The sequence below is a fragment of the Streptomyces sp. NBC_01465 genome, assembly GCF_036227325.1.
Classification (GTDB): Bacteria; Actinomycetota; Actinomycetes; order Streptomycetales; family Streptomycetaceae; genus Streptomyces.
Genome location: NZ_CP109467.1, coordinates 8,533,276 through 8,551,626 on the forward strand (window position 1 = coordinate 8,533,276; position 18,351 = coordinate 8,551,626).

Annotated in this window: 19 protein-coding genes; 8 read left to right on the top strand and 11 right to left on the bottom strand. The window is 68.7% G+C overall.

What is annotated here, in order from left to right; genetic code table 11:
- Positions 1 to 214: 214 nt before the first annotated feature.
- From OG707_RS39555 to OG707_RS39565, 3 genes are all read left to right on the top strand, one after another.
- Positions 215 to 1,729, top strand: coding sequence for a flavin-containing monooxygenase (locus tag OG707_RS39555; protein WP_329126808.1), 1,515 nt, complete (start codon positions 215 to 217; stop codon positions 1,727 to 1,729).
- 66 nt (positions 1,730 to 1,795) lie between these two features.
- Positions 1,796 to 2,764 carry an AurF N-oxygenase family protein gene (locus tag OG707_RS39560; RefSeq protein ID WP_329126810.1) on the top strand — a complete coding sequence of 323 codons (969 nt, stop codon included), beginning with the start codon at positions 1,796 to 1,798 and terminating at the stop codon, positions 2,762 to 2,764.
- A 57-nt stretch (positions 2,765 to 2,821) separates the two neighbouring features.
- Entirely contained in the window at positions 2,822 to 4,429 is a 1,608-nt protein-coding gene (locus tag OG707_RS39565) for an FAD-dependent oxidoreductase (protein WP_329126811.1), read from the top strand.
- A gap of 39 nt (positions 4,430 to 4,468) precedes the next feature.
- Here the strand turns inward: OG707_RS39565 and OG707_RS39570 are convergent, their stop codons facing one another.
- The 3 genes from OG707_RS39570 to OG707_RS39580 all read right to left on the bottom strand — a co-directional run bounded on the left by OG707_RS39570 (position 4,469) and on the right by OG707_RS39580 (position 6,066).
- Positions 4,469 to 5,158, bottom strand: a complete 690-nt coding sequence (locus tag OG707_RS39570) for a TetR/AcrR family transcriptional regulator (protein ID WP_329126813.1) — start codon at positions 5,156 to 5,158, stop codon at positions 4,469 to 4,471.
- Positions 5,159 to 5,213: 55 nt separating this feature from the next.
- Entirely contained in the window at positions 5,214 to 5,585 is a 372-nt protein-coding gene (locus OG707_RS39575; RefSeq protein WP_329126815.1) for a hypothetical protein, read from the bottom strand.
- An 85-nt stretch (positions 5,586 to 5,670) separates the two neighbouring features.
- Positions 5,671 to 6,066, bottom strand: a complete 396-nt coding sequence (locus OG707_RS39580) for a RidA family protein (RefSeq protein WP_329128211.1) — start codon at positions 6,064 to 6,066, stop codon at positions 5,671 to 5,673.
- A 135-nt stretch (positions 6,067 to 6,201) separates the two neighbouring features.
- Between OG707_RS39580 and OG707_RS39585 the strand changes: the two genes are divergently transcribed.
- Together OG707_RS39585 and OG707_RS39590 are read left to right on the top strand one after the other, a co-directional pair.
- Positions 6,202 to 7,176 (top strand): helix-turn-helix transcriptional regulator, encoded by a 975-nt coding sequence (locus OG707_RS39585; RefSeq protein ID WP_329126816.1) that lies wholly within the window; start codon positions 6,202 to 6,204, stop codon positions 7,174 to 7,176.
- Positions 7,177 to 7,457: 281 nt separating this feature from the next.
- The gene (locus tag OG707_RS39590; RefSeq protein ID WP_329126818.1) at positions 7,458 to 7,598 is read left to right on the top strand and encodes a hypothetical protein; all 141 of its coding nucleotides are present in this window, start codon (positions 7,458 to 7,460) and stop codon (positions 7,596 to 7,598) included.
- A gap of 29 nt (positions 7,599 to 7,627) precedes the next feature.
- Here OG707_RS39590 and OG707_RS39595 read toward each other — a convergent pair whose 3' ends face one another.
- The 4 genes from OG707_RS39595 to OG707_RS39610 form a co-directional block, all read right to left on the bottom strand.
- The gene (locus OG707_RS39595; protein ID WP_329126819.1) at positions 7,628 to 8,173 is read right to left on the bottom strand and encodes a cation:proton antiporter domain-containing protein; all 546 of its coding nucleotides are present in this window, start codon (positions 8,171 to 8,173) and stop codon (positions 7,628 to 7,630) included.
- Between the two features lie 202 nt (positions 8,174 to 8,375).
- On the bottom strand, positions 8,376 to 8,819 hold the full coding sequence (locus OG707_RS39600; RefSeq protein ID WP_329126821.1) for a GNAT family N-acetyltransferase: 444 nt from the start codon (positions 8,817 to 8,819) through the stop codon (positions 8,376 to 8,378).
- Between the two features lie 187 nt (positions 8,820 to 9,006).
- On the bottom strand, positions 9,007 to 9,438 hold the full coding sequence (locus OG707_RS39605) for a hypothetical protein (RefSeq protein WP_329126823.1): 432 nt from the start codon (positions 9,436 to 9,438) through the stop codon (positions 9,007 to 9,009).
- 276 nt (positions 9,439 to 9,714) lie between these two features.
- Entirely contained in the window at positions 9,715 to 10,347 is a 633-nt protein-coding gene (locus tag OG707_RS39610) for a TetR/AcrR family transcriptional regulator (protein WP_329126824.1), read from the bottom strand.
- 239 nt (positions 10,348 to 10,586) lie between these two features.
- Between OG707_RS39610 and OG707_RS39615 the strand changes: the two genes are divergently transcribed.
- Together OG707_RS39615 and OG707_RS39620 are read left to right on the top strand one after the other, a co-directional pair.
- A complete protein-coding gene (locus OG707_RS39615; RefSeq protein ID WP_329126826.1) occupies positions 10,587 to 12,257 on the top strand; it encodes an MFS transporter in 1,671 nt (556 codons plus the stop codon).
- 32 nt (positions 12,258 to 12,289) lie between these two features.
- Complete coding sequence (locus tag OG707_RS39620; RefSeq protein WP_329126827.1) at positions 12,290 to 13,867, top strand: class I adenylate-forming enzyme family protein; 1,578 nt, start codon at positions 12,290 to 12,292, stop codon at positions 13,865 to 13,867.
- On the opposite strand, the gene OG707_RS39625 is transcribed toward OG707_RS39620, so the two are convergent.
- A complete protein-coding gene (locus OG707_RS39625; protein ID WP_329126828.1) occupies positions 13,861 to 14,355 on the bottom strand; it encodes a hypothetical protein in 495 nt (164 codons plus the stop codon). The two genes, OG707_RS39620 and OG707_RS39625, sit on opposite strands and share 7 nt — an antisense overlap.
- Positions 14,356 to 14,357: 2 nt before the next feature.
- Positions 14,358 to 15,473, bottom strand: a complete 1,116-nt coding sequence (locus tag OG707_RS39630) for a M20 family metallopeptidase (RefSeq protein WP_329128212.1) — start codon at positions 15,471 to 15,473, stop codon at positions 14,358 to 14,360.
- 223 nt (positions 15,474 to 15,696) lie between these two features.
- Here OG707_RS39630 and OG707_RS39635 point away from each other — a divergent pair, with 223 nt between their 5' ends.
- Positions 15,697 to 16,581 (top strand): LysR family transcriptional regulator, encoded by an 885-nt coding sequence (locus tag OG707_RS39635; protein ID WP_329126830.1) that lies wholly within the window; start codon positions 15,697 to 15,699, stop codon positions 16,579 to 16,581.
- Between the two features lie 55 nt (positions 16,582 to 16,636).
- Here OG707_RS39635 and OG707_RS39640 read toward each other — a convergent pair whose 3' ends face one another.
- Both OG707_RS39640 and OG707_RS39645 read right to left on the bottom strand, forming a co-directional pair.
- Positions 16,637 to 17,431, bottom strand: a complete 795-nt coding sequence (locus tag OG707_RS39640) for a hypothetical protein (protein WP_329126831.1) — start codon at positions 17,429 to 17,431, stop codon at positions 16,637 to 16,639.
- 77 nt (positions 17,432 to 17,508) lie between these two features.
- Positions 17,509 to 18,153: an RNA polymerase sigma factor gene (locus OG707_RS39645; RefSeq protein ID WP_329126833.1), complete on the bottom strand. Its 645-nt coding sequence runs from the start codon at positions 18,151 to 18,153 to the stop codon at positions 17,509 to 17,511.
- Between the last annotated feature and the right edge of the window lie 198 nt (positions 18,154 to 18,351).

An 18,351-nucleotide genomic window follows, 5' to 3' on the forward strand; every position in this document is an offset into this window, starting at 1 on the left:
ACACCTGTGCCAGTTCATCCACATTGACATCCCTTTGGGTGTGGCCCACCTCACGTTACCGACGGTATGTGAAACAGAGTGTCGCAGGTAAATTGCGGGTATCGCCCATACGTGGAACCACGTACCTGAGCGACCGTCAGCGCCATGAGTGGCGGTGCCCCCTCCGCCCCCGTCTTCCCCAGGGGCGTACGAGCGAGAGTGAGGACCCTCCGCGATGGAGCAGCAGCACATCGACGTCCTTGTCATCGGCGCAGGAATATCCGGCATCAGCGCCGCGCACCACGTCCTGCGTGACAGGCCCGACACGTCGCTCGTCGTGCTCGAGCGCCGAGCCCGCGTGGGCGGCACCTGGGACCTCTTCCGCTACCCCGGCATCCGCTCCGACTCCGACATGCCCACCTTCGGATTCGGGTTCCGCCCCTGGCGCGACGCCCGCATCCTCGCCGACGGCGCGGAGATCCGGCAGTACGTCGAGGACGCCGCAGCAGACGGCAAAGTGCTGGAGCACGTCCGCTTCGGCCGCCGGGCCGTCAGTGCCGACTTCTCGCACGCCACCGGCCGTTGGACCGTCGAGGTCGAGGACGAGAGCACCGGCGTGCGCGAGTCGTACAGTGCGGGCTACCTCATCGGCGCAACCGGCTACTACGACTACGACAAGCCCTACCGCCCCCAGTTCCCCGGCGAGGCGGACTACCGGGGCACGCTGGTCCACCCCCAACAATGGCCCGAAGACCTCGACCACACCGGCAAGCGCGTGGTCGTCATCGGTTCCGGCGCCACCGCCATCACCCTGCTGCCCGCGCTGGCCGACCAGGCCGCGAGCATCACCATGCTGCAGCGCTCGCCCACGTACATCCTCGCCCTGCCCGAGACCGACCCGCTCACCTTCGTCCTGCAGAAGCTGCGCGTCCCTGCCCGGCTGACCCACTCCGTCGTCCGTGCCCGCAACATCGCGCTACAGCGCGGGAGTTACGCCTTCTGCCGCAAGTACCCCCGCCTCGCCCGCAAGGCACTGCTCGGTCTCGTACGCGCCCGGCTCGGCAAGCGCGTCGACATGCGCCACTTCAGCCCCCACTACAAGCCGTGGGACCAGCGGCTGTGCATCGTCCCGGGCGGCGACCTCTTCAAGGTGCTCAAGAGCGGCAAGGCATCCATCGCCACCGATCACATCGACACGTTCACCACCGACGGCATCCGCCTGAAGTCCGGCGAGGAGCTGAAGGCCGACATCGTCGTCACCGCGACGGGCCTGAGCGTCCGCCTCATGGGCGGCATGGAAGTCACCGTCGACGGCCGCCCGGTGGACGTCACCCACCGCGTCCTCTACAAGGCAGTTCTGCTCGAGGGCGTGCCCAACATGTCCCTCGTCATCGGCTACACCAACGCCTCCTGGACCCTGAAGGCGGACCTGGCGGCCGACTACACCGCTCGCCTGCTCGCGCACATGCGGACCCACGGACACGACATCGCCACCCCGGTGGCCTCCGACGGCGACCGTACGGACTTCTCCGTCATGGGCGAGGCCCTGACCTCCGGCTACATCGCCCGGGCCGACAAGGTCATGCCGCGCCAGGGCGCCCGCGCCCCGTGGAGGCTGTGGAACAACTACTACCGCGACCGCGCCATGCTCCAGAACACCCCCATCGAAGACAGTCACCTGCGCTTCGACACGGCGGGCCCGTCCCGCGCGGAAACCGAGACAGCCCCGGAGTCGACCCGCGCGGCCTGACCGCCCGGCCGGCCCGTCCATCCGCCCCGCCCTGCGGGGCGGCCGAGCAGACAAGCGAGGACGAAGATGACCTCACACCTGACCCGGAAGGTCTACGACGAGCGCCTGCGGACCCTGTCCGAAGGCTCCGTCAACATCAACTTCAACGCCTTCACCGACATCAAGTGGGACGCCCCCGAGTTCGCCGTGGACACGAGCGACCCGCGCTGGGTGCTCACCTCCGCGGATGCCCTGGGTGCCCACCCCTGGTATCAGGAGCAGCCGCTCGACACCCGGATCCGTATCGGGATCTGGCGCTGGGCGGTGATCGCCAAGGTGGGCATGCAGTTCGAGAACCTGTTGATGCGCGGAGCGCTCGACTACGTCTACCAACTGGGCAACCAGAACCTGGAGTTCAGGTATCTCACCCACGAGATCACCGAAGAGACCCACCACACCCAGATGTTCCAGGAACTGGTCAACCGCACCGGCGTGGACACCGCCGGCGGCAAGCGCTGGTTCCGCCAGCTCAGCCGCATCCTGCCGCTGGCCGGCTCCCTGTACCCCGAGGCGTTCTTCACCGGCATCCTGGCCGGCGAGGAGCCCATCGACCACCTGCAGAAGGGGGCCCTGCGCAGCGGTGAGCCGGTCCACCCCCTCCCGCAGCGGATCATGCAGATCCACATCGCCGAGGAAGCCCGGCACATCTCCTTCGCCCACGAGTTCCTGCGCCTGCGCGTCCCGCGCTTCGGCAAGGCCCGTCGCGGCGCCCTGTCCGTCCTCTTCCCACTGATCATGCGGGTCCTGTGCGACGTCATCATGATCCCCGACCGGAAGTCCGCCGCGCAGGCCGGCATCCCGGACTGGGTGATCAAGGAGGTCTTCTGGAAGTCCGAGGCCGGCGAGAAGATGCTCCACGAGCTCTTCTCCGACGTTCGGATGCTCGCCCAGGACATAGGCCTGATGAACAAGGTGTCCCGCCCGCTGTGGAAGGCCCTGCGCATCGACGGCCGCCCCGCACGCTTCCGCGGCGAGCCCGCCCCGCTCACCGACTAGGGCCGTACGCCCCCGCATCGCTCTCCCCTGAACCGCCCGAACGGAGACCAGCCCGCCGTGCCGTACGTCGTCACCCGATCCTGCTGCGCCGACGCCTCCTGCGTGCTGGCCTGCCCGGTCAACTGCATCCACCCCGCACCGGGTGAGCCCGGCTTCAACACCGCCGAGATGCTCTACGTCGATCCGCGGACCTGCGTGGACTGCGGCGCCTGCACGACGGCCTGCCCGGTGGACGCGCTCAAGCCCCATACGGCCCTCGGCGCGGGGGAGTTGCCTTTCCTGGAGCTGAATGCCTCCTACTACAAGGACAACCCGCACGACGACCGCACACCCATGTATGTCGTGCCCAGACAACCCGCCCTCCCTGCAGGCGAGTTGAGCGTGGCCGTCGTCGGTGCGGGACCCGCGGGTCTGTTCGCCGCCGACGAACTGCTGCGCCACCCGGGTGTGCGCGTCACCGTCTACGACCGGCTCCCCACCCCGTACGGTCTCGCACGGGCCGGCGTCGCACCCGACCACCAGGACACCAAACAGGTCACCCGGCTCTTCCGGACCGTCGAGTCCCAGCCCGGCTTCAGCTACCGGCTCGGCATCGATGTCGGCACCGACCTCACCCACACCGACTTGCTGCGCGAACACCACGCCGTGCTCTACGCCGTCGGCGCCGCCACCGACAAACGCCTCGGCATCGAGGGCGAGGACCTGCCCGGAAGCGTCTCTGCAACGGATTTCGTCGCCTGGTACAACGGCCACCCCGACCGCGCGCACGACGACCACCACCTCGACACCGAACGCGCGGTCGTCGTAGGCAACGGCAACGTCGCCCTCGACATCGCCCGCATCCTCACCTCCGACCCCGACACCCTGGCCCGTACGGACATCTCCGACCGTGCGCTCACCGCGCTCCGGGGCAGCAAGATCCGCGAGGTCGTCCTCCTCGGCCGGCGCGGTCCCGCCCAGGCCGCGTTCACCGTGCCCGAACTCCTCGCACTGTCCGCCCTCGAGGACGTGGACGTGAGCGTCGAGGGCTGGCCCGGCGACCTGGAAGCGGACACCACCGAGAAGACCCGCCTGCTGTCGGAACTCGCCGCCCGCACACGGGTCGAGGGACGTCGCCGTATCGTGCTGCGCTTTTTGACCAGCCCGGTACGGCTCACCGGCGAGAACCGCGTACAAGCCCTGGAGACCACCAGCACCACCCTCCACACAGACGAAAACGGCACCGTACGAGCCCTGCCCACCGGCGACACACAGCTCCTGGAGACCGGACTCGTTCTGCGCTCCGTCGGCTACCGCGCCCGCCCCGTCCCCGGCCTGCCCTTCGACGAGGACAGCGCGACCGTCCCGCACGAGGCAGGCCGGGTCGAGCCCGGCGTCTACGTCGCGGGCTGGATCAAGCGCGGCCCGACCGGTTTCATCGGTACGAACAAGACCTGCGCCAAGGAAACGGTCGAGTCCCTCATCGAGGACTTCACCGAGGGACGCCTCGCGCAGCCGGTGACCGACGTCAACCAGACGCCGCACGCCCTGGGCCTGGAGGCCTGGCAGGCGATAGACCGCGCGGAACGGGCGGCGGGCGAGGCCGAGGGACGCCCCCGCGTCAAATTCACGGATGCGGATTCCCTGCGGCGCGCCGCGAAGGACACCATGGTCGCGGTCGGTTGACGCCTGTACGGCAACCCACCCCGAAACCGGTGAGCGCGCTCAAGCCCCTTCGAGATCCGCCACGCGCTGCTGCGGCGACAACTCCACGCCGAAGTCCCGCAGCGTCGCGTCCAGCACCGCCCAGACCGAGCGGCACAGCATCGCGCGCAGCTCATCCTCCGACAGTTCACGCTCGGGGTCCCGCATCCACTGGTTGACCGCGGTGTCCACGAACCCCACGATCCCGACAGCCACCGAACGGATCGGTGCGTCCCCCAGCCCCAGGGCCTTCAACACGTCACCGAACCGCTCGCTGAGCATCAGCGCGATGGCCGTCTTGGTGTCCGCCACCAGGGACCCGTCACCCATCGCGTGCTCTCCGACGCCCATGTAGGCGTACAGGCGCGGATGCTGGGACACCCAGTCCAGATGCGCGCCCACCACACGGTGCACGGCCTCCTCGACCGTCCCCTCGAAGGTGAGAGTGGGCTCCATGCGCTTCATGAACGACTCCACCACCCGGCGGCGGATCAACTCGTCGAGGGAAGCGCGGTCCTTGAACTGCCGGTAGAGCACCGACCGCGACAACCCCACACGCTCCGCCAGGCGCTGCACCCGGAACTGCGTGCCCTCCTCCTCGATGAGCTCGACCGCCGCGTCCACCAACTCGATCTGACGCTGCGCCTTGTGCTCGTCCCACCGGGTGGAGCGTCCATCGACCTGTGGCTCACCGCCGGTTCTGTCCACCATCCCGCCACAATATCGGCCGTCCGAACACACCCGCACACCTGTGGCACCGACGACCTCAGGCCAGGACGAAGATGTCCTCCTGGGCCCCGTCGAGGATGAACCCGTTGTCGAAGCGGACCCGCACGCTCACGCGAGGCCCGCGTTCCTGGAAGGCGGCCCACTCGGATTCCAGGGAGCCGACCTTCTCTTCGAGCTGCCTCCTGCTCTCCGTGGGCATCTCGCGCCCGAAGGAGTCGAGCAGCGACTTGAGCCGCTCGTACTCGCGCACGCCGTCGCTTTCGTCCTGGTGGCCGAGCACCTGCTCGACGGTCCCGCCGGTGCCCGCTGCCAAGGACAGGAACCCGACGACGACCCCTGACACCTCGGCCGAATCGGTCAGTCGGGTGTCCGCTGCCAGCACCACCCGCTGGCCTGCTTTGAGTGTCATCTGTTCCTCGTCTTCCCTGCTTCGGCCGCGTCCGCTCGGTACAGATCTGCCGTCACCAGGCAGAGTAGGCCAGGATCTCCGGACGCTATGCGACGGCGGTCGCCTCCAACTCGACCATCTGGCCGGGGACCGCGAGTCGTGCCACTTCGAGCATCGTGGAGGTCGGAGCCACGTTGGCGGCGCCCAACCGTGCTGCCAGCACGCCGTAATGCTGGAAGAGCAGATCGATGTTGGTCGTGTAGACGCCCAGCCGGACGAGGTGTGCGAGCGACATGCCGGCTTCGGCGAGCACGGCCTCGAGGTTGTCGATGCTCAGAGCCAACTGCGCTGCCATGTCAGCGTCATGCTGAGGCTTGCCGTCGCTGTTCATGGCGGTCTGCCCCGAGATGTACAGGGTCCGGTTGTGCCCGGAGACGACCTCACCCTGGTTGAATCCCAGATCCACCGACCACGTCACCGGGTTGACCGCCGTTCGTTCCACTGTCACGTCAGCTCCATTCGACTCATGGGGAGTGCGTACGTCCATCGGCTCTGAACCCGCCGCCTCGACGTCTTGCTGACCAGCCTCCCAACAAATCACGACACCCTTCGTCATGTATTTCGATAGGGTTTTCTCATGCGCGCCGACCGGTTGGTCTCGCTGGTACTGCTGCTGCGTCAGCGCGGTCGGCTGACTGCGGACACACTGGCCCGCGAGTTGGAGGTATCCACTCGCACCGTGCTGCGAGACATCGAGGCGCTGTCCGCAGCCGGTATACCGGTCTATGCCGAACGCGGTCGGCACGGGGGCTTCGCGTTGTCGTCCGGTTTCCGAACCGAACTCACCGGCCTGAATCACGATGAAGCCCTCGCCCTGCTGGTCGCCGGATCGCGGCGCGGCGCGCAGGCTTTCGGCCTCGGCTCAGCGCTCGCCTCGGCCATGCTCAAGGTGGTCGACGCGCTGCCCGAAACCCATCGCCACACCGCGGCCGGTGTGGCCGAGCGCTTGCTGATTGACCCGGAGACCGATCTCCTCTCGCGTCGCCTCGCGGCTGAGGAGATACCTGCCCCTGTCGCGACCGCAGTCCGGCGCGCGGTGTTTGCCGGACACAAACTGCGCATCCGCTATGCAGCAGTGGGTCAGGCCCCGAAATGGCGCTCGGTGGACCCGATCGGGCTCGTCACCGTACGCGAGCAGGGTTACTTGCTGGCCACGAGGTCCGGCGCGGATCGCACCTACCGGATGTCGCGGATCGTAGCCGCCGAGGAACTTGCCGAGCCCGCACAGCGAGCGGAAGCGGTCGATCTGGACCGTGCCTGGCGGGAGCGCAGTACCCGGTTTCGAACCGGCGGCGACCAGGTCGCCGCGCTGGTACGGGTGGAGCCGACACGGCGCGAGGACCTGCTTGGCACCGTACTGACCGTTCTCTCCGAGGGAGCCGATGCAGACAAGTGGTTGCGCCTGGAGGTCACCTTTCAGGATTCCCGTCACGCTGATTGGGCGCTGTGGCAGCTCGGCACGGACGCGGAAGTCCTGGCCCCGCAGTCGTTGCGCACCTCGTTGCGCAACCGTGCCGCCGCGATTGTCACCCGCTACGGGGAGTCACCCTGAAGCGGGGCTAAGCTGCGGGTGAGGGAGGGGCAGACCGCTGCTGCACTTTGAGGAGTTCCTTGTCCAGGCCAGTTCCAGACTCCGAGGGCGGCCGCTCCTTCCCGGCGGAGTGCGCCCATACCCACCTCTTCGCAGGCGCTCGCTGCCGGATCCGGAACCTGCCCGATCCCCAGGGGTTCGTCGAAGCCCCTGTCCCGCTCGGCGTCATGCTGTGTTTCTCCGACGGTGTGAGCGTTCCGGCTGAACTTCTGGTCGCCGACAGGGGAGACCTTGCGTTGGTCGTGGAGGAACACACGACCGCCGCAGGCACTGCTGCGCCCGAACGCATCTGGCAGATCCGGGAGAACCGCCTCGTCGCAGGCGAGGTGGAAGTGGTGGTCGGAGCGCGTCAGGACCTCGGCCTCAGTGAGCTCGGCGCATGACCGGACTGGGGCCAGGACTCATGTCCCTGCTAACCCTCGGGGACTTGGAAGCGCGACAATTCGTTGTCGATCATTGACTGGGCCTGAGTGAGAACGCGGGAGTTGTAGGTGCCCGCCCAGCGAAGAGACAGCAGTTCGTCCTGCTTGGCTGTCGTGGCAGCCAGCATCAGCTCCTGGAACTTCTCCTGAAGGTTGACACCGTCAGGTTCGCTGCCCGAGGGGGCGGGCAACCGGCGGCGGGGCGCGGTCCACTTACGGACCTGATCCAAGGTCGTCGGATCGTACGGGGTGCCGTCGCTCATCGTCAGCTGGGGATCGGCCAGGGTGTCGGCCACTCGGACGGACAGATCGGATGACAGCTGGTGCAAGGCGGCGCGGTCGGCGGTGCTGTCGTCGCCCGGAATCCTGAGCGCCCGGATCAGCCGGGGGAGCGTCAGGCCTTGCACCAGGAGCGTGGTGATGGCCACGACGAATGCGATCAGGAGCAGTTGGGCCCGGTAGGGAGTGTCGGCGGGCAGCGTTTGGGCGGCGGCCACCGTGATCGCGCCGCGCATCCCGGACCAGCCGATGACCATCCCGCCGCGCCACCAGCACGAGCGCAAGCGGCGCAGTCACTCAGATCCGCCGGGACAGCGCCGCCACCGCCACGATGCTCAGCACTCCGAATACGGCAATCAACGTCAGTTCCACGGCCTCGTCTCGGCTCTGATGCACTCGGGAACGGAGACACTCGCACGTCGGCGCCGGTGTGCCGCTCTTCGGGACGTCACCGGCGTGTCAGAGCCCGAGCCGGTAGAACACCTTCCTCGCCTTCTGTTCCGCGCCGAGCGACTCGTAGAAGTCCAGGGCTGAGGGGTTGTCCGCGTCCGCGGTCCATTGGATCTGTGAGCACCCGGCAGCGAGCGCCTCGGACTTCAGCGCGGCCATGAATGCCGACGCCACACCTCGGCGCCGCGCCGACTCCCGGACGTATAGCTCCATCAGGTAGAGGCTGGTGCCCGCGTGCGCCGCCGGCCAGAGCAGGCTGTAGGACGCCAGGCCGAGGACCTCGTCGCCGTCCCGCGCGAGCAGGCACGTCGCTGCGGGCTGCTCGTCGAAGAGGGCCCGCCTGACCTGGTCCTGGTCACCGGGGACTGGCTCGTCGCCGTAGTATTCCGCGATCTCGCCGAGGATCTCGCTGATGACCTCAGTGTCTGCGCCGGTGGCCTTGCTGATCTGCATGCTGTCTGTTGTCCCTCCCGCCAGGGGCGGCGCCTGCACTTCACGCAACATCCGTTCCTGCGGCACCGCTTATGCCTCGGGAACCCTAGCTGCGACATCGCGTGCACGGAAGGTGCTCAAGGCCTGACGCACGAGGCCCGCGCGGCCGGAAGCTTCAGTGGTCGCGCGGGCACCGGGGGAGTGAGCGCTACTTCGTCGAGTCGGCCCGGCGGCGTCGCATGGCCATGACGCCGATGCCCGCCGCGCCGATGAGTCCGGCACCGGTCGCCAGCGAGGCCGTGTTCGAGCCCTCGCTCGTGCCGCCGACGCCGGTCTTCATCGGGCCGACCGGGCTCGTACCCGCGCAGACCCGCTGCGCGTCGGTCGTGGCGAGGGCTGCCGCGTTCGCCAGCGAGGACGCGTTCTCCTCCTCGGCCGTACCCGGGTGACCGCCTGCCTCCTCCTGCTTCTTCAGGTCCGCCGCCGCAGCATCGGAGTCCGCCTGGGCCTGGTTGGCCTTGGTCGTCGCGGCGTCACACGCCGCGGAGGCCTGCGGGGCGGCGTGGGCTATCGGCGCACCGAACCCCAGGGCGACGGTGAGAGCTGCTGCGGCGGGAAGGGTGTACCGGATAGAACGCATGATCTCTGCTTTCGCCAAACAGGTGCGGCGCCCGGTGCGCCGCAGTCGTCCCTGCTCCCCTCATCAAGACGCCACGGGCAACGAAACGCACGATCAGGTTGCCTCCCCTTTTCCGCCGAACGTGGTACATCGGTATCCCCCTGATGAGCAATGCCCGCAGGTGACAGCGGTACGACGAGCGCGGGATCGTCGTAGGGGAGCGGCCACTGAACGGGTGATGAGTGATCAGGAGCTGGAGATTGCGGCAGGATCGCCGGTGTACCAGGCGCTGTCGTGTCAATCCAGGCCGGCGAGAAGAGCCGTGGCGATCCCGGTGAGGTGGTCGACCAGTTCTTCGATGTCGTCCGTCATCCCGCGCTCCAGCCAGTCGATGATCACCTCGCTGACGCCTGCCACCAGGGCCAGCGCCGTTCGTTCGTAGCGGACCTTGTCGCTTGGGCGCGCGACGACGCGACGGGTCATTCCGCCGAACAACTCGGCGTTCTTGCGCAGCAGCCCGCGGCGGCGCAGCTCCATGCGCGGCGCGTTGATGTAGATAACGCGGGCGGTTTCGGGGTGCTCGAAGAGCGTCCGCACCAGCGTCGTCATCATGGGGCGGAACAGGGCGTCGAGGTCCGCAGGCTCTTCGGGGGCCGCCTGGGCGACCTCGGCCAGGAGCCAGTCGTTGCGTTCCCGGTGGACGGCGAGCAGCAGGTTCTCGCGGTCGGTGAAGTGGTCGTAGAAGTAGCGCTTGGACACCTTGGCCCGGGTGCACACCTCCGCGACGGTGACGTCGTCGTACGGGCGCGCGGCGAAGAGTTCCAGTGCCGACTGAGTGATGCGGCCGCGCCGGTCGGCCGCACGCTCCTCGCGTGACTGGCCGCCGTACTTCTCTCCCCGCGAGGCTGCCGCCCCTGCACGCTCACTCACACCGCAACCCCTTCTCGCGCCGCGTCCCCACGTCCCGCCGTGGAGCTGCCGCGGATGGTCGCCCGACCTTATCCCGGGACAGGAAGGTCCGAAAAGAATCAAGAACGCGTACGTTCCAGAACCTTGTGCGTGCCTTCCGGCTGCTCGCATACTGCTTGCCACCTAGGCCGGTGCACCGCGCAAGAGTCCTGGACCGCATGAGCGATCCAGGGTGCCCACCCCTCTTCTGGAGCTGCCGCGTGTCCGTCTCATCGTTCGTCACCGACGAAGCCCCGCCCGGTGCGGTCTCCCGGCTCTGGCGCCGGGATCTCGGCGCCTACCCGGATCCGGCCCGCCGCTACGCGTGCCTGGGCATCGTGATCGCCACGACGATCGTCCTCTACTACCTGCTCTACGTGCAGTACGCGGTCGCCACCTCGATCATGGCGCACTACGACATGACCTTCGGCTACTTCGTCCTGCTGTCCGTCATCGGCAACGCCATCGGCGCCTTCGCCTCCCTGATCGCCGGGCTCGCGGACCGCTGGGGCCGGGCGAACATGGTCGTCTACGGACTTCTCCTGGCCGCGGTGCTCGTCCTGTTCCTGCCGAGCGCTCAGGACAAGACGACCTACCTCGTCCTGTTCTCCGCGCTCTACTTCGTCGAGGGCATCGTCCTGGTGGCCACCCCCGCGCTGATCCGGGACTTCTCACCGCAGCTCGGTCGGGCCACGGCCATGGGCTCGTGGACCATGGGCCCCGTCGTCGGAAGCCTCGTCGTGACCTCGGTGACCAGCGCAACGCTCGACACGTCCAGCTGGCAGGACGAGCTGCGCTACGCCGGCGTCAGCGCTCTGGTCGTCTTCGTCGTCGCCCTGTTCGGGCTCAGGGAGCTCGCGCCGCGGCTGCGGGACCAGATCATGGTCAGCCTGCGGGACCGGGCCTTGGTCGAGGCACGCGCCCGGGGCATCGACCACGACGTCCGGACCGGCGGCCACTGGCGCCAGATGATGCGCCTGGACGTCATCGGTCCGGCCTTCGCCATCAGCGTCTTCCTGCTCTTCTACTACGCGGCGGTCGGCAACCTCGTCATCTACTACTCCGCCACCTTCGGCTACAGCGAGCAGCGCGCCAACGCCCTGGCCAACTGGTACTGGGCCGCCACCGCCGTCGCACTGATCGCGGCCGGACTCCTCTCCGACCGGCTGCGGGTCCGCAAGCCCCTGATGCTGGTGGGCGGGATCGGCTCGGTGGCCGGCACGGCGGTGTTCGCCGTCCTCGCCACGCACCAGGACACCGGCTACTACACCTTCGCGTGGCTCTTCGCGGTGATGGGCGTCTTCAGCGGGGTGACGTACGCGCCGTGGATGGCCGGATTCACCGAGACCGTCGAGCGCCGCAACCCTGCCGCGACCGCGACCGGCCTGGCCGTGTGGGGATGGACTCTGCGCGTCGTCGTCGCCGTCTCCGCGGCGTTCCTGCCCGTCGCGGTGGCCTCGGTGACCCCGATCGTCGAGCACGGGCACGAGGTCCAGGTCGCACAGGCCACCGCAGGACCGGCCCTGGCCGTCATCAACGCCCACCAGCCGATCTTCGCCGAACTCGCCAAGTACCCGCCGGGGAAGGCCCCTGCGGAACTCCAGGCGAAGGCGGCACAGGAAGTGGGGCTCCCGGATCTCGCCGTCGTACAGAAGGCGCAACCGCAGCTGAAGGTCCTGCAGGAGCACGGGGACGACGTGGCGAGGGCCGCCAAGGACGGGCCGGGGCAGTGGCGCACCTGGTGGCTCGTCTGCATGGGCGGGCAGATTCTGTTCCTGCCCTTCGTCTTCGTCATGAAGGGCCGGTGGAGCCCGCGCCGCGCGCGTGAGGACGCAGAAGCGCACCAGTCGGCAGTCGACCGCGAGATGCAGCGCCTCTCGACGACAGCCTGACCGCCCGGCACGTACAGAAAGCAGGAACGCCCATGCCGATCCACCACGAACTGAATCTGGCACTGCTCCCCGAGGCCGCGTACGACCGGCGCGGGGACCACGACGCCCTGGTGTACGACGGGCAGACCCACCGCTTCTCACAGTTGCAGGACCGGGCTGCCAGGATCGGCGGCGCCCTGCGCGGGCTCGGCATCCGCCCGGGGGACCGGGTCGTCGTGCTGATGGCGAACCGCGCCGAGGTGTCCATCGCCTACAACGCCGTCTGGCGGGCCGGCGCCGTGGTGACCCCGGTCATGTTCCTGGTGAGCCCGGCCGAACTCGCCCACATCCTCGCCGACTCCGGAGCGCGCGCCGTCATCACCGCCTCGGGCCTGCTCGCCACCGTGGCCGCGGCAGCAGTTGAGGCCGATGTACCCGAGCTACGGCACGTGCTCCTGGTGGACGACCTCCCGCAGGAGGCAGTTCCGGGCCTGCCACGGAACCTGGCCGTCGCCACATTCGCCGACCTCGAAGCCACAGACGCCACGGGAATCGTCCCCCGGTCGAACGAAGAGCTGGCAGCCCTGCTCTACACCGGCGGCACCACCGGCCGCGCCAAAGGCGTCATGCTCAGCCACCGCAATCTGCACGCCTGCTCACTCGCCGCCTACGAGGCAGGAGAATCCCCGGGCCTGACCGACGGAATCCGCCGCACCCTCATCCCCCTGCCCCTGTCACACGCCTACGGACTGATCGTGACCCTGGCCGGCTGGCAGTCGCCCCACCCCCAACTCGGCGTACTGCAACGCTGGTTCGACCCCTCCGAATGGCTCACCCTCGCCCAGGAACACGCGATCCAGCGCACCACGCTGGTCCCCAGCATGATCCAGATGCTGCTCGACCAGCCCCTGGAGGAGGCAGACCTGTCGGAGCTGCGCCTGGTCAACAGCGGTGGCGCCCCTCTGCCGTACGAGACCCGGCTGGCCTGGGAGGAGCGGGTCCCGCAGAGCCGCATTCTCGAGGGCTACGGCCTGACGGAATCCGGCTCGGTCACCTCCGCCACCCGGCCCGACGCCATCCGCCCCGGTTCCGTCGGCCAACCGCTGCCCGGCTACACCGTCGAGATCCGCGACGACACGGGTCGCGCCCTGCCCGCCGGCAGCGACGGGGAGATCTGCGTACGCTCCGCGGGAATCATGGGCGGTTACTGGCACGCTCCCACCCTGACCGCCCAGACCCTGCGCGACGGCTGGCTGCACACCGGCGACATCGGCCACTTCGACACGGACGGTTTCCTGTACGTCGTCGACCGCAAGAAGGACCTCATCCTGCGCGGTGGTTTCAACGTCTTCCCCCGCGATGTCGAGGACGCGCTCATCACGCACCCGGCCGTGGCCCGGGCCGGCGTGGTCGGCCGCCCCGATCCACGGCTGGGCGAGGAAGTCGTGGCCTTCGTCGCACTGCACCCCGGCTGCCGGACGGAGCCGGCAGAGCTCATCGCGTACGCGCGCGACCACTTGGCGGCCCACAAGTACCCGCGCGAGATTCACGTACTCGATCAACTTCCCCTGACCGGAGTCGGAAAGCTCGACCGCAACGCGCTCCGCGCCTACACCGACCTGGGTCAGTGAATACCGTTCTTGGCCAACTCGCCCTGCAGCGCGTCCACCAGTGGGGGCTCCAGGCCCGGCGCCAGGAACGCCAGGGGTCTGCGGCCGTGCCGTGAGATCTCGAACCGGTGGAAGGCCATGAGGAGCGACGCGGCTCTGAGCCGGTTCAGTTCGGTCACCTCACGCCACGTCACCGCGTCCTGTATGCCGCCGAACAGATTGGTGACGACCAGGCCGTTCGCGTGGAGGTGGCACCGTCTGAGTCCGAACCTGGCGGAGATACGACGCCAGGCCAGTACGAGGCCGAACAGGGCGAACACCACCGCCGTCATGACGGCGCCCTTGGCGAACGCCGTCGGGGGCCTTTTGGCCACCAGGCAGACGATCAGGATGATGTACAGCACCGCGCCGAGCCGCCGCGCCACCTGCGCCAGGGCGCCTGCCACTCCCGCGACGGGATAGCTTCCGAGCTTCTTGCCGAGGGCGAGCCTGCCCACGTCCTGTCGCATGATCAATCGTCTCCCTTGCGCCTGGTCCGCATGATGAGTTGAGCGAGCAGATGGGTGCGGGGGACCATCTGCCCGATGTCGACGTACTCGCTGTCCGCGTGGGCGCCACCGCCCACGGCGCCCAGGCCGTCCAGGGTCGGACAGCCCGCAGCCGCGGTGTGGTTGCCGTCCGAGGCACCGCCGACGGCGATCCCCCGCAGCGGTTCATGACCCAGTTCCAGGGCGAGCCGGGAGGCGAGGGCGAAGAGTTCGGCGGAGGACTCCGGCTCCATGGGCGGCCGTTGGCTGCCGCCCAGCACTTCCAGCCGGGAGCCAGGCTCCCGCGGCGTGAGCCCCCGCATGAGTGCGTCGATCCGCTCCTGTGCCGCCGAGGTCGGCACGCGTACGTCCACCGACACCCGCGCCAGCGCGGGCACCGTGTTGCGCGCGCTGCCGGCCGACAGCAGGGTGGGCGTGACGGTCGCGGGGCCAAGGACGGAATCGGCGCCGCCGGCGGCTTCCATCGTGGTCCCGAGACCGGCGATGGACAGCACCTGGTGGGCGGCCTCGATCGCGGCGTTGATCCCCTTCTGCGGTTCCAGACCCGCGTGCGCCGCCCTGCCGTGCACGACGACCTCGTACCGCGAAGTGCCCTTGCGGGCGGTCTTCAGCGCGCCCCGGTCGTCCCCGGACGCTTCCAGAACAAGGGCGGCCGCGCACCCCCGCACGGATTCCTCGACCAGCTGCCGGGACGTCGCCGAGCCCACCTCCTCGTCGCCGTTGACCAGGATGCCCACCCCGTCCGGGGACGGAAGGGAGGCCACGGCATGGAACATCTGCACCAGGCCCGCCTTCATGTCCAGGACCCCGGGGCCGCGGGCGATCCCATCGGCCACCGACCAGGGGTGGCTCTTGATCGAGCCCATGGGCCACACCGTGTCGTGGTGTCCTACGAGCAAGACCCGCGGGGTGCCGAACGCCCACCGCAGATGGGTCACACCGTCGATCACCATCGTCTCCGGCCGGGCCCCCAACAGCCTGCTCCCCAGCGCGCCCACCACCTCGGCGCTTCGCGCCACCGCCGCGTGGTCCGCCGAGAAGGACTCGCAGCGCACGAGCTCCTCCAGATCGGCCAGCATCTCCGGCAGTACGACAGCGGTCCCCCGAGTCATCGATACCGCCCCGTGCCAACTCCCCGTCGTGACAACACATTTCCCCCTCGGACCTCAGCCTTGCCTTGCCAACGACGTTAGGGTGGGCCGAGGCATTCCACCAGCGACTGGATTGCATGGGAGCCATGCATCTGGAGAATGTGTCGCGGGGGAGCGGGCGCTGCCCGGAGGGTCGCGGAGGGGGAGGGGCATGTTCGAGGTCGACGCGCTACGTCTGCTCGTGGCGGTGGCAGAGACCGGATCGTTCACCAAGGCGGCGGTCCGGCTCAACTACACGCAATCCGCGGTGTCCCGGCGGATCGCAGCGCTGGAACAGCAGGCGGGCGGACCGCTGTTCGTACGGCTGCCTCGCGGCGTACGGCTCAATCCCGCCGGCCACACGCTGCACCGGAACGCCGTGGAGGTGCTCGACCGACTGGCGCGGGCGGAGCGGGAACTGGCCGTGCTGCACGCGGGGACCGGCGGACTGCTGCACACGGGAGCCTTCGCCACCGCCAACATCTCGCTCCTGCCCACTGCACTGCGGGCACTCCAGCACGCCAAGCCGGACGTCGAGGTGATAGCGGTCGAAGGCGGGACCGACATGCTGATGGAGCGCCTCACGGACGGGGCACTGGACCTCGCCGTCGTCAGTGACTACCCGTCCGGTCTGCCGTCGGCCGACGGTGTCACGACGACCGTGCTGTGCGAGGACGATCTGCTCGTGGCCCTCCCGCGCGCGCACCGCCTGGCCGGATCCCTGAAGGTCGACCTGAGTGAACTGCAGGACGAGGCATGGCTTCACAGCGCGTACGGCGACCGTCCTACGATGCTCGCCGATGCCTGCGCCCGGGCGGGTTTCACCCCCAGGAAGATCATCCGGATCGGGGAATGGACCGGGAAATTCGGCTACGTGGCCGCGGGTCTGGGGGTGGCGCTGGTCCCCTCGCTCGCCGCCCGGGCGGTACCCGACGAACTCGTCCTGTGCCGCCTCACGGACCCTGCCCTGCGCCGGACCGTCCATGTGGCGCTGCCTGCCGCCCCGCTGCCGGCGGCACTGGCACTTCGGGAGCTGCTGCACGACGTCGTTGACTGAACCTGCTGCCCCGGCAGAACGCCGGGGCAGCACCGAGGTCCGTCGGAGGGCCGACTTACGGCTGGTCGGCGAACTGCGGGTCCTTCGCCTGGTTGTACACCTCTTCGCCTGATGCGTTGTAGGCATGGACGACGGGGCTGGGGCCCGCATCGCGCGGATCGGGGTGGTCGGTGTAGAGCGCCGCCGCGTAGACGAACGCGCCGCCTGCCATGTCCGCCGGGTACTGCTTGGGATCGTTGCCGTAGCTGATCGTGATCTTGGCGATGCCGGACGTGTAGTGTCCGGCGCCCAGCACGAGGCTCTTCTTGCTCGTCTTCTTGCCCACAGGCGCGCCGAAGGAGTCGAAGTATCCGATCGTCTTGCCGGTGCCCCACAGGCGGTTGTTGATGAACGTGGCGGGGTGCGCCTCGCTGCTTCCCTTGTCTCCCTTGGACTGGCACTGCACGTACTGACCGGCCGAGTCGACGGCGACGACCACGCCGTCCCAGTCCTCCGTGGCGATGGGAGTGCGGACCGCGACCACCGAGTGGAATCGCGATGCGTCCGAGCCCAGGCAGGAGGCCAGGATCCTGGCGGCGGTCCCGGCGTCGATCGGGGTCGTCTTCACGCTGGTGACGGAGAACGTGGACGGGGCGGAACTCTCGCGAGTGTGCGAGGTGTTCGGGCTCGACGACGAGGCGGCTCTCGTCGGGTTTCCGGCGGGTTCGGCGAGCTGCGGCTTGGCGTCCCCTGTGCCACTGAGGACGGTCACGGCCGCGACGCTCATCGCCGCGACGCCGGCGGCGACGGCGAGCGGTACCCCCCAACCGCGTCGCACGGAACCACGGTCGTTCTCTGAGTCGATCTTCATCAGGAGTTCCTCTCGGGTCCGCCGATGGTTCGGCAGATCACGATCGGAAGGAGCCGCAGGGATGCCTCGGTTGTGATTCATCGTGCGACCTCTTCCGCGTTGACGGGATTCCTGGAACTGAATGACGCCGGAGCCGCGGCTCTGCCCACGAGATCGGCCCCCAGCCTCCGCCGGGCCCTGTGCAATCTGGACTTCACGGTTCCGACCGCCACCCCCAGCGCTGCCGCGGCCGCCTGTTGATCCAGGCCCGACCACATGCAGAGCTCGACGACTTCGCGCTCGTGGCGCGGCAGCCGAGCCAACGCCCGGTGGATTTCGGACATGCGACGCTCGTCGTCGACCAGACCGGCGACGCGGTCCGCGTGGTCGCCCACCGGCTCGTCGTGCGAGACGAGCCGACGCAGCAACGCCTCGGCCCGCCTCAGCCGCCGCCAGGTGTTCGACAGCAGCCGGTCGGCGATGCCCAGCAGCCACGGCAAGGCCGAGTCGCGCTCCAGCACCGTCTCCGACCGCCGACGCCAGGCGTGCAAGAACACGGTCGATGTGAGGTCTTCGGCCTCGGCCCAGTCGGCCGTGCGCCGGAACAGGTGGTTGTAGACGGCTTTCCCATGGCGGTCGAAGATCCGGCCGAATGCCTCACGGTCGCCGTCGACGGCTCTCGCCCACAGCTCTCGGTCGGAAATCCCCCCGATCGGGGCGGGACCAGCGTCTTTCAGTTCCATGTTCTGTACGTGTCCGGCAACCGGCCGAAGGTTCCCACGGAGTCAGCTCCATTTCGACGGACGGATCTGGCCCTGCTGTGCGGACATGTCTACGGTTGGTATGTGATCACTCGAGCCCATTTGCCTACTTCGCCTGCTCCTGGAGGGACTACTCCTTCACGCGGAATGTATCGGGCCGCTGGTCACAGCCGAACTGGC

Excerpts from the sequence above, each read along its gene's own strand:
- OG707_RS39575 (WP_329126815.1), bottom strand. The coding sequence starts at position 5,585 with ATGACACTCAAAGCAGGCCAGCGGGTGGTGCTGGCAGCGGACACCCGA.
- OG707_RS39620 (WP_329126827.1), top strand. The coding sequence starts at position 12,290 with ATGCCGATCCACCACGAACTGAATCTGGCACTGCTCCCCGAGGCCGCG.
- OG707_RS39555 (WP_329126808.1), top strand. The coding sequence starts at position 215 with ATGGAGCAGCAGCACATCGACGTCCTTGTCATCGGCGCAGGAATATCC.
- OG707_RS39570 (WP_329126813.1), bottom strand. The coding sequence starts at position 5,158 with ATGGTGGACAGAACCGGCGGTGAGCCACAGGTCGATGGACGCTCCACC.
- OG707_RS39635 (WP_329126830.1), top strand. The coding sequence starts at position 15,697 with ATGTTCGAGGTCGACGCGCTACGTCTGCTCGTGGCGGTGGCAGAGACC.
- OG707_RS39595 (WP_329126819.1), bottom strand. The coding sequence starts at position 8,173 with ATGGTCATCGGCTGGTCCGGGATGCGCGGCGCGATCACGGTGGCCGCC.
- OG707_RS39640 (WP_329126831.1), bottom strand. The coding sequence starts at position 17,431 with ATGAAGATCGACTCAGAGAACGACCGTGGTTCCGTGCGACGCGGTTGG.
- OG707_RS39585 (WP_329126816.1), top strand. The coding sequence starts at position 6,202 with ATGCGCGCCGACCGGTTGGTCTCGCTGGTACTGCTGCTGCGTCAGCGC.
- OG707_RS39605 (WP_329126823.1), bottom strand. The coding sequence starts at position 9,438 with ATGCGTTCTATCCGGTACACCCTTCCCGCCGCAGCAGCTCTCACCGTC.
- OG707_RS39625 (WP_329126828.1), bottom strand. The coding sequence starts at position 14,355 with ATGCGACAGGACGTGGGCAGGCTCGCCCTCGGCAAGAAGCTCGGAAGC.
- OG707_RS39560 (WP_329126810.1), top strand. The coding sequence starts at position 1,796 with ATGACCTCACACCTGACCCGGAAGGTCTACGACGAGCGCCTGCGGACC.
- OG707_RS39645 (WP_329126833.1), bottom strand. The coding sequence starts at position 18,153 with ATGGAACTGAAAGACGCTGGTCCCGCCCCGATCGGGGGGATTTCCGAC.
- OG707_RS39630 (WP_329128212.1), bottom strand. The coding sequence starts at position 15,473 with ATGCTGGCCGATCTGGAGGAGCTCGTGCGCTGCGAGTCCTTCTCGGCG.
- OG707_RS39600 (WP_329126821.1), bottom strand. The coding sequence starts at position 8,819 with ATGCAGATCAGCAAGGCCACCGGCGCAGACACTGAGGTCATCAGCGAG.